Source organism: Bacteroidales bacterium, from assembly GCA_041671145.1.
In the GTDB taxonomy this organism is placed as follows: Bacteria; Bacteroidota; Bacteroidia; order Bacteroidales; family JAHJDW01; genus JAQUPB01.
The window spans coordinates 1-11469 of sequence record JBAZBZ010000057.1 but is presented as its reverse complement, the minus strand read 5'-3'; the positions used below and the strand labels follow the sequence as shown (position 1 = coordinate 11469).

At 31.0% G+C, this 11469-nt stretch carries 13 protein-coding genes; all 13 read left to right on the top strand.

All coding sequences use genetic code 11. From position 1 onward, the window contains the following. Nucleotides 1-135: 135 nt before the first annotated feature. Nucleotides 136-615 (top strand): type II toxin-antitoxin system VapC family toxin, encoded by a 480-nt coding sequence (locus WC223_13070; protein MFA6925169.1) that lies wholly within the window; start codon nt 136-138, stop codon nt 613-615. Then, nucleotides 605-754: a hypothetical protein gene (locus WC223_13065; GenBank protein ID MFA6925168.1), complete on the top strand. Its 150-nt coding sequence runs from the start codon at nt 605-607 to the stop codon at nt 752-754. Before WC223_13070 ends, WC223_13065 begins: the two co-directional genes overlap by 11 nt. 208 nt (nt 755-962) lie before the next feature. Next, nucleotides 963-1439 (top strand): hypothetical protein, encoded by a 477-nt coding sequence (locus WC223_13060; GenBank protein ID MFA6925167.1) that lies wholly within the window; start codon nt 963-965, stop codon nt 1437-1439. A 321-nt stretch (nt 1440-1760) separates the two neighbouring features. Further along, nucleotides 1761-3377, top strand: coding sequence for a hypothetical protein (locus WC223_13055; protein ID MFA6925166.1), 1617 nt, complete (start codon nt 1761-1763; stop codon nt 3375-3377). Between the two features lie 20 nt (nt 3378-3397). Continuing rightward, entirely contained in the window at nt 3398-4846 is a 1449-nt protein-coding gene (locus WC223_13050; protein ID MFA6925165.1) for a hypothetical protein, read from the top strand. Further along, nucleotides 4837-5439, top strand: a complete 603-nt coding sequence (locus WC223_13045) for a hypothetical protein (GenBank protein ID MFA6925164.1) — start codon at nt 4837-4839, stop codon at nt 5437-5439. Before WC223_13050 ends, WC223_13045 begins: the two co-directional genes overlap by 10 nt. A 6-nt stretch (nt 5440-5445) precedes the next feature. Next, nucleotides 5446-5859 carry an energy transducer TonB gene (locus tag WC223_13040; protein ID MFA6925163.1) on the top strand — a complete coding sequence of 138 codons (414 nt, stop codon included), beginning with the start codon at nt 5446-5448 and terminating at the stop codon, nt 5857-5859. Nucleotides 5860-5907: 48 nt separating this feature from the next. Further along, the gene (locus WC223_13035) at nt 5908-6342 is read left to right on the top strand and encodes a hypothetical protein (GenBank protein MFA6925162.1); all 435 of its coding nucleotides are present in this window, start codon (nt 5908-5910) and stop codon (nt 6340-6342) included. Nucleotides 6343-6637: 295 nt separating this feature from the next. Next, nucleotides 6638-7351, top strand: a complete 714-nt coding sequence (locus WC223_13030) for a hypothetical protein (protein ID MFA6925161.1) — start codon at nt 6638-6640, stop codon at nt 7349-7351. A 21-nt stretch (nt 7352-7372) separates the two neighbouring features. After that, nucleotides 7373-7534 carry a hypothetical protein gene (locus tag WC223_13025; GenBank protein ID MFA6925160.1) on the top strand — a complete coding sequence of 54 codons (162 nt, stop codon included), beginning with the start codon at nt 7373-7375 and terminating at the stop codon, nt 7532-7534. A 100-nt stretch (nt 7535-7634) separates the two neighbouring features. Further along, nucleotides 7635-8588, top strand: coding sequence for a hypothetical protein (locus WC223_13020; protein ID MFA6925159.1), 954 nt, complete (start codon nt 7635-7637; stop codon nt 8586-8588). Between the two features lie 761 nt (nt 8589-9349). Beyond that, entirely contained in the window at nt 9350-10180 is an 831-nt protein-coding gene (locus tag WC223_13015) for a hypothetical protein (protein MFA6925158.1), read from the top strand. Nucleotides 10181-10434: 254 nt separating this feature from the next. After that, entirely contained in the window at nt 10435-11193 is a 759-nt protein-coding gene (locus WC223_13010; protein ID MFA6925157.1) for an SIMPL domain-containing protein, read from the top strand. Nucleotides 11194-11469 lie beyond the last annotated feature (276 nt).

Sequence of the window (11469 nt, the reverse complement as noted above, 5' to 3'; positions counted from 1 at the left end):
AAAAGTCATTGCTATTTATTAATTTTGTTTCGGTAGAAAATGAAGTGCGTATTAATCACCGCACAAAATAAGCACCCAACCGTTAGCACTCATGCTTTAAAAAAATACGTGCTTTGACAAAAAATTATTGTAACTTTGCAGAAAAGTATAATTATGAAATTAAGAGTTTATATTGATACATCTGTTGTAGGTGGATACTTTGATACAGAGTTTGAAACTGACACAAAAGCATTTTTCAAAAGAGTGTTTAACAAAGATTTTTTAGTTCATTTTTCTGAAATAAGTGAAGCAGAAATTGCATTAGCACCAGATTTCGTAAAAGAATTAAAATCCAAAATACCTTCTGACATTTATAATCTTCTACCACTTGACAACGAAGCAAGAAAATTAGCTGATACTTATATTAAAGAAAAAATATTAGGTAAGTCAAGTTTAGACGACGCATATCATATAGCGATAGCGACAGTAAATCGATTAGATGTTTTAGTAAGTTGGAATTTCAAGCATATTGTAAACTTTGACAAAATTAAATTATTTAACTCTGTAAATTTGAAATTGGGTTACCCAATGATAGACATTCGTTCACCAAAAGAATTAATAAAATATGAAAACTAAAAAAGATAAAAAATTTGATGCAGTTGCTTTCTTCCGCATGATAAAGGACAAGTTATCGGAAAAAATGAAAAACATGTCGTTAGATGAGCAGAGAGAATTCTTGCGACAAGTAATAAATGGAAAGATAAAAACAGTTTAGGTATGCACGAGTGCTAACATGGTGCTGCTGCCAGCGGGGGTTCGTAGCAACATGAAAGTACAAACAAGTAAATAAAATTAATTACGGTTGAAACTGACGTACTTATTAAATCCCCGCCGGCAGTAGCACCCAACCGTTGGGGGCAATATTGCGGAAGTTCTCACATATAACAAATTTTCTAACTTAACCATATAAAAAATAAAAACATATGAGAAAATCATTTTTATTTGGATTAGTTTTTTTGAGCTGTTCTTATTTATTTGGACAATATAAATCAGACTCAATAGAGACAATTAAGAAACTTGGAACTGTATTCAAACAAAAGGGAAAAGTTTTAAAACCAAAAGATTTGTTAGATATAATGGAATTAAATTATATGGCTACTAAAGAAATGAAGATTGCAAAAAATAATTACGATGTGGCCTCTGTTTTTGGATTTGCCGGTGGATTCTTGATAGGTTGGCCCGTAGGAACAATGTTAGGTGGTGGAGAACCAATGTGGGCTCTTGCTGCAATTGGAGGAGGACTAGTAGCTATATCTATTCCTTTCTCAATTTCATATAGCAAACATGCAAAGAGTGCTGTGAAAATTTATAATAGTGGATTGAGACAGACTGGAAGTAAAGACATGAAATTTCAATTTTCTTTCACTGGCGACACATTTGGAGTCCTAATTATATTCTGAAAATAATTCACTGGAAATACTGAAACAACAACCGACAGACAATAAATGGCAAGAAACATTATCGACGATGACATTTAAAGAATTAAGAGAAGTAACAAAAACAATTGTAGCGAAGACAGAAGAAAAAAAGTAAATAAAACCATACTGCCCCCAACACGGGCTTGTTATTAGCGGGCAGAAATTAGTGATTTGAAATTCAATAATTATTTATAAATTTGTTCTCGGGGGAAAGTGACGTAGGTATTTAATGCCCGCCAATTCACAAGCCCCAAACGTTACCCACAAGGCAAAAACGCTTCGTGGAAACGTAAACGGTAAATTATGACAAGACAAAAGAAGAAAATTGCCACCGCTCATTTAGCACATTTGCAAGTCGCACCAGCCGACCCACGACCAAAACTTGCAAAAGAGCTAAATCTTGCCTTCCCACATGCTTCGTTGACATTTTTGTGCTTTATTCTGACAACTTTTTTCTTCGTTGACACCTTGACTGCACAGACAAACAAGACAACTAAACCGAAATTTGAAACTTTTAAACCAATAAATACAAATCAGTATTACACCAACAGCACCTTGACACAGCCAAGCCAACAGACACCGACACAAAATTATTCAATTGGTGCAACTGCCAACGATATTATGGAGCAAACATACAGAAACGCTGAACAACAAATGGGGCAATACATGGATAGACCATATTTGACACCACAGCAAAACCAACAAGCAAGACAAAATTATATCATTAATAAATCTGTTCCATCGAATAATGATAACGGAGCTACAAATAAGCAACATCAGGAATTATTAAACATCCTTAACGAAGCAAATACAAATGAAACTGGAAAACGAATGAATTTTGAATACTACAAATCTGTTGATTTTGCAAGCAAAACAAAACCTTACACAGACGCTTTGAATTCATTGAAAAATATGGCAACAGGCAATAAGCCCATTTCATTAAAAGATGCTTTTTATATAACAGAAAATGCTTATGGAAACACATATCTTTCTTACAAAGAATACTGCAATATAATAAAGGAAAATACGGACTTTATTAAGCAAATGATGATACAAAACGGACTTGACCCACGAAACAACGAAGCAATTCATAAAGCAATTCAGAAATTCGGGAAAGATACCACAAGCATAAACTTACCTAAAAATGAAATGACAAAAATTACAATAAAAAAGCATATCCCATACACTTACGATTATATTGATTACAAAGGGGAAAAGGATTTCAGAAATTATTTTGTAACAAAAGCTTTTGCCACAGGAACTGGACAATGTAGTAGTTTGCCTGTTGTTTATGGAATACTTGCCGAATCACTTGGAGCAACATTTTATCTTTCAACTGCCCCAAATCATTCTTTTATTAAGTATCCTGACAATGCAGGAAAAATACACAATTACGAACCAACATCACACTGGAATATTTCAGACGATTGGTATTCCGAACATATGTATATTACACCACAAGCCGAAAACACAGGAATATATCTTGACACATTAAATAAATTTATGATTATTGGCGATTGCATCGCCAATCTCGGAATTAGCTACCTTAATAAATATGGCGTTGCTGATGGAACATTTTTGAATGAATGTATTAATGCGTCAATGAAATGTTTCCCGAAACAAAATAATTTACAAGCAATTTTATTACGCAGTTCTGTCCTTGCTCACATGTTAGACCGCTTGTTTTATACGAACGGGATTAAAGATTTAAAAGACATTGACAAAGTAAAAGGAGCAAGAGACCTTTATGAAGCATTACAGCAAAACGAACTTTTAATAAAATCATTAGGATACGAAGAAATGCCCGCTGGCTTATATGAACAGCAAATGAATTTACAGGAGTTTAGAGGAAAAGTACAGCAAGAAAAGGGTTTTAACGGAAAAGAAAAAAGAAACCTATTTATAAATATCAATAATTAAAAATTTAATATATTTGCCTTATGAAAAAACGAACATCATTAATTTTGAAAAGTGCGATTATTTTGCAAATTATTTTTGCAAACTTCGCTTATGCCAATAATTCAACAAAAAAAGATTCATTGGCAAAGACCTGTTTCTATTCAGCAAAAACAGAAATAGAAAATATGTTATCCGGCAAAATACCGCTCAATTACGAAAGAGCCGTTTTTATTATGGAAAATGCTTTTCGGGATAATAGAATTAAATACAAAGAATTTCAATCAGCACTTGAAATACACACAAGAAAAATCTTACAGATTAAAAAAATTATAGAAAAACAGAATACTTTAAATATCAAACCTTCTATTATTGAAACACAAGAAGAAGTTATAGAAAGATACAATAAAGCATTACTTAATTTTTCAATTTATAAATATTTAACTGACACAACATTTGCATTTTTATATGATTCAATTAAAAATGAAGAATACATTACTTTTCATTATCCCTATCAATATTCAACCGATGATCCATTAGGTAGTATAAATTGGAAAAATTCGCAAGTACTTAATTTACTTGATGCAAATACACGAAAAGGTAATTGTTATGCACTTGCTTCGCTTTACAAAATATTTTCAGAAAGATTAAATTCAGGTGCAAATTTAGCAATTGCTCCAAATCATATCTATATTGTTCATAACGATATAAAAGGAACTCCATATAATATAGAATTAGCTTCAAAAGCTTTTCCTGGTAGCGGTTCAATAAAAGCATTTACCAATACAACACACGAAGCAGTTGTAAGCGGTATTTCAATGCGAACATTAAACTTAAAACAATCCATTTCTCTTTGTCTTGTTTATCTTGCAAAAGGATATGAAAATAAATTTAATTCTAAATCCGACGAATTTATTTTGCAATGCGCCAAAACAGCACTAAAATACGATACTTTGAATCTTAACGCAATGCTTTTAAAAGCCGAAGTATTTGAAGAAAGAATAATAAATAAAAATAAATCTATTGCACAATTACAAACCGATAAGCAATTTAAAGAATACGAAAAATTAATCACATCACTTTATAAAAAAGGTTATCGTGAAATGCCTGTTGAAATTAAAAACTTAATAATATCACGATTGCAAAACGACACAAACGCTGCATTAATTGTAAAAGACCAAACACCAAACCCATTTAAACATATCAATTCCGACCCTAAAGATACTCGTTACGCAACATTATCATGGGGCTTATTTGATGAAATACACGAAACAAAACCTTTTGAACAATATAGCAGAACAATATTTGACACAAAAAAACAAAAAATAAATAAATTTAGCCCGACTGATACTTTGTATAATCATTATAATTTCGACCCTGTTGTTTTTCTTGGAATATTGACCCGTTATTTAAAAAATATCCAAGTATTAGTCCTTACGTTGCTTTTGCAGATAATCCAATATTTTATGTTGATAATGATGGTATGGAAGTGAAAGCAGCTAATGAACAAGCAAGAACCGCAATACTTAATACGCTTACTAAAGAAGATATGGCTTTTGTAAAATTTGATAAAAATGGCGTAATTGATAAAACTTTGTTAAATCAAGCATGTAGCAATAGTGGAAACTTTGAAGCATTAAAGCAATTAGCAAACGATGAAAGAACATTTAATATTAATGTTTCTGAAAAATTTACTTATAAAAACGAAAAGGGTGAACTTGTCGAACAAAATTTAGGACAAATTACGCAAGGTGATCCTAATGAAGCGGGTCCTTTTAGCCCAAAAACAGGTGAACAAGGCTGGTTAGGTGTCACACAAACACCAGGTTCGGAACCAAATAAATATAATTCTCCTGATGAAAATATTGATATAACCATTAATAGTGGATTAAGCGAAGAAGGTCAAGCAGAAAATTTAGCTCATGAAGCATATGGTCATGGATATTTATATTCAAAAGGAGAACCATACAAACATGACGCAATTAGCACGGAAAAAGGATTTAAAGAAACAAATACTAAACTCGGTGAACAAATCAAAAATAGAGTTAATGAAACAGAAAAAAATTATAAAGAAAAGAAAAAATAATAAACCATGAAAACATTAATTAGTTATCTAATTTGTTTATTTTCTATATTGTTTTTAATCCCTAAAGCAGCTTCAAGTCAAGTTAATAATATAAAAGATACAACAAGCAAACCTATTCTTTATCTCATGGCAGATGAATTACCTACTTTTAAAGGTGGAAATAATAAATTACAGGAATTTATTAATAAAAATATAAAATGGCCTAATGAATTTGACGGAAGTGGAATTGTAATTGTTTCTTTTATTGTAAAAAATGATGGAAGTATATATAATATTAGAATTGAAAAGGGCTTACAAACCGAGTGCGATGCCGAAGCAATTAGAGTAATAAAATTAATGCCTAATTGGAAACCAGGAAAACTTTGCCATAAACCTGTTGATGTTATTATTTATTTACCAATAAAATTTATTCTGCATTAGATATGACGTAAAGTCAAGTACATTGTCTCTATCATATCAAAATAAAATATGAAATCAATATCTTTTCTGTATGTTTCATTGCTATTATGTAGTATTATAGCATGCAATACTACTAAAAATATAAAATTAACAAATGAAAATCAAATCTTATCTGAATTAAAAAAAGATTTAATTTCAAAATTATTACAAAAAAATAATTCTGTTGATACAAGTATATTTGAAGTTAATTATTATCCTTTGTTAGTTAACAGAAGGCATAAAGGCATATACACATATTCAAGAATAGGTTCTCATGCTTCAAGGAAAAATTTCTTTTGTTACAAAGAAGGGAATATTACAATTCTTAATTATCTTGATTCAACTGTTTTTTATAATACAGTTGAAAAATTTTTAAATAAAAACAAGTTTTCTAAAAAAGATATTATTAATTGCAAGCAAAAATTAACAAATATTATTAACGATAATACTCCTTTATCTTTTTAGAAAGGATAGTGTCTTATAAATATCACACTTATTTTTCAATATTGCACAATCATAGTGGTGTTTTATACATAGTTAATTATAAAACACACAATTTTAATATGAAGTTACACAATCAGTATTTTATTTTACACAATCTCATTTTAATAATACACAATTATATTTGTAATTCTACGCAATTTCATTTTAAACATACACAATTCAAAAATATTTTTATACAATTATAAAATAAATTTACTATCTTTGAGTTTTATTTTACACAATAGCATTTTTATTAATAATTAAAAACTTTAAAATTATGGCATCAACATCTGAAAACACCTTTGGGGCTAAATTAAGAAGAGCCCAAGACCTTTTAACCTTTATTTTAGGGTTTGTAGGTTATGCACCACCACGTACACAAGAAAGTGTTGCAAGTATGACAACACTTATTAACTCAATTGTTGCAACAAATGGAACAGAAAGCAGTCAGCAGGAAAATTACAAAGCCGCAGTAGATGCTCGACAAGCAGCATTTTCAAAAAAGACTGGTTCTATTGAAAAACTCCTTTCACCAATCAAAGGAGCAGTAGAAGCACAATATGGCAAAAAGTCAACAGAAGCAGCAACAGTAAACGCAATAATCAAAAAAATGCGTGCAACCAAACTAACAAAAGCTCCTGCCGACCCGACAAAACCAGACCAAGCAAAAACAATTAGCCAATCGGAACGTTCTTACGGCTCAATGACACAATTCTTTAATGACATTGTAAATACAATAACTCAATTTACCGCATTTAACCCATCAAGCAATACATTAAAGATAGTAGCATTACAAACAACAGGTACACAGTTGACAACTTTAAACAATGCAGTAGCTCAAAAGATACAAACTCTTAAAACAACAAGAGCAGGTCGACTAAGCCAATATGCTGACCTCAAAGACAGAGTGCAAAGAATAAAAGCATACGTTAAAGCCCAATATGGCAATAACTCGACAGAATATAACTTGATAAAAGGACTAAGCATATAAGCCAACGCAAAGTCAAGCACATTGGCAGGTCGCACAAGCCATCACACAGCCAAAACCTGCCAAAGAGCTTGCCTTCCAACCGCACAGAGACAGCCAAGTGTAATGACAGAAGAAGAAATTGCCCAGTGGGTAACAGGCGGTTGCTGTCAGTGGCGGTTCGTAGCTCGTTGGACAGTGATGTAATAATTTAAACATTTGTGTTTCGTGGAAAGTTCAGTGCGTAAAATCGCCACCGAACAGCAACCGCCAAACCGTTACCGCCAATGCAAAGACAAGACAAAACATGAATGAAACAGAACGAATAGAGAAAATAAAAGAAGTTGGTTTTCAACTCAGAGGTTCGGGATATAAAGATGAAGTTGAATACAACAAGGGAAATTACACTTATCAATTCTGGGTGTTACCAGAGAGAGATGTTGAATTAGAAACAACTCCTTTTTATTTCAATGAAAAGAATGATTTTATTCATTTCACATCAATGGAATCTTTAAATTCTATCCTGTCTTCCGGAAATATACGAATGTATAGTTTGAATAATATGGATGACCAATATGAGATGTCTTATGCTATTGAGAAATATTGTTTTAAAAAAGAATTTTTTGAGGAGAATGATGAAAAGCAGCATGTTTATTGCTTTTCAATGTGCCCTTCAGAATTATTAAAAGATGAAACAGAAGAACATACACTTTGGAATATCATAGGCAGAAAGGGTAATGGTGCTATTATTAGGTTTGAATTTTTAAATAGAAACCGATGGTATAATTATCACCTTTCAAAAATTTATTATCAAGAGAATGAATGGCTTGAAAATATAAAATCTCTGAATTGCTCGACAACAAAAGAAATTCTGGATTTAAAAATTACAGGTTTTCTTAAAAATGAAATTTATTCTTTCGAAAAAGAAATTCGTTTATTATTCGATTGTCGACCAAAGTTTAGCACAATAATTACTCGAAATGACAAGCAAATCTATCCTATTGTGCATTTAGACAAATTTATTAATAAGGAAAAGGTAAGTTACTTTGAAATGCCCTTACCTCAATTTATTGAAGACAGTAGTGATTTCGAGATATTTGATGCCTTGAGACAAAAATATGAAATACCAAAAATAAAAATTAACGAAATAATTTTAGGTTATCGTTTCTCTGAAACTGATGTTTTGAATTTGAAACAGAAATTGAATTTTGAAAAGTTGGGAATAAAAATATATTTATCAAAATTAAAAAAATGGTACTAATTGCACAGGCGGTAACAGCATATTTATTTAATTGCGGTAGCAGTGCACAGTGGACAGTGGATCGGTCAATAAAGTTAAGTGCTTGCAGACGAGTTCCTGCGGAAACGTCCGCAACTAAATAAATATGCAAAACGTTACCGCCCACTTTTTCGGAAGAGATTAAAAGTACAAAATACATTATGATTTTATCTCGGTAGAAACGAAAACACTTTGATACTTGAAAATTTTAATTGATAGATACAATTTTTATGGAAAACATTTTACGAAACGTATTCTGACACCATTTAGAAATTCATTTCAGTTGATACTGATACTGAAAATAAAATTCAAATAAAAAAGCTGACAGATGATTAGCAAGTTGAAAAATAAAAGAAATATTATCGGAATACTTATTTGACAATGTTTATATGTGGACAGAAAAAACCTAACTTGACAAGAAAAAGAAGAAGAAGAAAAACAAAAACATAACACAGGAAGACAAAGACAAAAAAATAAGTTGACAATATTTTGTATTGACAAAGACATTAGAATATTTGAAAGAAAAAGCATTGACAAAGACAAGCAAATAGAATAACAATAAAAACAAAAATGGGAAAAAGCAGGCGGTAACATCGGGCTTTTGCCATCGGTGTTTTGGTGCATTTTGAAAAGTCAGAATAAGTAATTATCTTTGTTTCGGCTGAAACTGACGCAGGTTTTAATTCACCGCCAGCAAAAGCCCGTAGCCGTTAGCGGTAATTTACTAAGAAATATTTGCAAATATGGACAAACTAAAGGATACTTTGAATTTAATTGAAAAATGGTGCAATGATAATAATGTTGCTGTTTTTTATGGTGCTATTGATGAAAATATTGCATCAGAAGTTTCATGGACTATAATTGATGAATCTGACTGGAAAAAATACCTTGAAACAATAACTAAAATTTCAAACAAAATATTAATCATAGACATTACTATAAACTGCCTTGACAATGAAGAATTATTGCTTTTTAAAGACAGTTTAACAGGAGATGAATTAAGAGAATTTAATGACTCTGTTTCGCTTGTTATTAAGAACAAAGAACAAGTTGCTTCTTTTGAGTTAATTTACTTTAGTGATAATGTTTCTTATATTTACAGACAAGATTCTGAATGGTATGAAGATTTTTCATTTGTTCAAAATATACTTCTTGGTGACGATGATGACGATGATGACGATGATGACAACGACAATGACAATGACAATGACAATAATGTAAGAACTTCGACAGCGATAAAGATTGTTAAATTAAGCGATGAAATGATTGAAAAATTTGCAAGAAAAATATCTTCCAATGATAAAATTTTAGGCTCTAAAAATTCAAGTCAAAGAGACGAAATAGTAAAAACTTTATTAAAACTTGAAAATATTACTGATTTTGAAAATACTTGGAATATTAGAAGAAAAGTTGAATATATTTACGAAACAGAAATAGCAAAGAAACTAGACGAAGAAACAGAAAAAAATGTTTTAGAATTAAAAGCAAAAGGAATAAAGAAAGTTGCAATAGCATCAAAATTAAATATAAGTAAAGATAGGGTTAATAAATTTTATTACAAAGACATTAGTTAAATATAAAACTACCGCTAACATGGGCTTGTTATTAGCGGGCAGAAATTAGTATTTGATAATTCAGTAATTATTTATAAATTTGTTTTCGGGGGAAAAAGAAGTGCGAGCAAATGCCCGCCAAAAACAAGCCCCGACCGTTAGCGGCAAGGCGAAGCAAAAGGAACAATGAAGTCAGAAATCGAACGATAATTTAAATAGTAAGCGACAATGAATTTTATATAGGAATTACAAATATTAATTAAATCTTTATCATTATGGAAAACAAATCTTTATCAAAATCAATTATTTTAGGAACTTCGTTATTGTTGGGACTTTTTTTGTTAGGACTTTTTATTTTCAAAGGGCTAAAAACATTTAGTGACAAAGACCGTGTAGTGGCAGTAAAAGGACTAGCTGAAATGAATATGACCGCAACCTCTGCTACTATTACTTTAAATTTTTCGTTTTCTGGCGATAATTTAAAGGACATAATTAAACAAACAGAAAACAAGAAAAACGACATTATTACATATTTAAAAAATATTGGATATAATGAAAAAGACATTACCTTAAACAATATAGATGTAACAGACCGACAAAAATACTATGAAACAAAATGGAGCGATGGGAAACAAGTTCAGGAAAAAATAGATAGATATACTATTACACAAAGCTTAACTGTCCAATCGAAAGACGTAGTGAACACAGAAGATAAAGCATCTAAAATAGAATTAGACTTGATAAGCAAAGATTTAACTTCTAATATAAAGACAGATTATTCTTTCCCCGAATTAAATTCGATTAAACCGAAATTAATAGCCGAAAGCACCAAGAATGCACGTATTGCTGGCGAACAGTTTGCTAATGATTCGCAAGCAAAATTAGGTAAAATAAAAACAGCTTCACAAGGACAAATTATTATTGCTGGCAAGTATTATTATGACGAAGAAGCTAGTGAAAATAGCGAAAACCCCAAAGAACCTTACATTCAAAAAGCCAGAGTAGTAAGCACGATTGTTTTCTTCTTAGAATAACAAAGCCCAGCCGCTAACATGGTGTTGCTATCAGCGGGGGTTCGCAACAACTTGAAAGTGCAAAACAATAAATAAAATTAATCACGGGTGAAACTGACGCACTTCTAAAACCCCCGCCGTTAGCAACACCCGACCGTTAGCCACTATTTAAAAAGATGTCATTTCCTAAAATCGGTTGACTAAAAATTAACCAATAAAACGGAAACAATGACAAAACTCAAGACTCAACCCTGTCGAAAAAAAGACTACGAAAAAGTTAATTTCGACTTAAAATTA

Bases quoted from the DNA above. Each gene is read 5' to 3' on its own strand.
- WC223_13065 (MFA6925168.1), top strand. From the start codon at position 605: ATGAAAACTAAAAAAGATAAAAAATTTGATGCAGTTGCTTTCTTCCGC.
- WC223_13060 (MFA6925167.1), top strand. From the start codon at position 963: ATGAGAAAATCATTTTTATTTGGATTAGTTTTTTTGAGCTGTTCTTAT.
- WC223_13055 (MFA6925166.1), top strand. From the start codon at position 1,761: ATGACAAGACAAAAGAAGAAAATTGCCACCGCTCATTTAGCACATTTG.
- WC223_13050 (MFA6925165.1), top strand. From the start codon at position 3,398: ATGAAAAAACGAACATCATTAATTTTGAAAAGTGCGATTATTTTGCAA.
- WC223_13045 (MFA6925164.1), top strand. From the start codon at position 4,837: ATGGAAGTGAAAGCAGCTAATGAACAAGCAAGAACCGCAATACTTAAT.
- WC223_13040 (MFA6925163.1), top strand. From the start codon at position 5,446: ATGAAAACATTAATTAGTTATCTAATTTGTTTATTTTCTATATTGTTT.
- WC223_13035 (MFA6925162.1), top strand. From the start codon at position 5,908: ATGAAATCAATATCTTTTCTGTATGTTTCATTGCTATTATGTAGTATT.
- WC223_13030 (MFA6925161.1), top strand. From the start codon at position 6,638: ATGGCATCAACATCTGAAAACACCTTTGGGGCTAAATTAAGAAGAGCC.
- WC223_13020 (MFA6925159.1), top strand. From the start codon at position 7,635: ATGAATGAAACAGAACGAATAGAGAAAATAAAAGAAGTTGGTTTTCAA.
- WC223_13015 (MFA6925158.1), top strand. From the start codon at position 9,350: ATGGACAAACTAAAGGATACTTTGAATTTAATTGAAAAATGGTGCAAT.
- WC223_13010 (MFA6925157.1), top strand. From the start codon at position 10,435: ATGGAAAACAAATCTTTATCAAAATCAATTATTTTAGGAACTTCGTTA.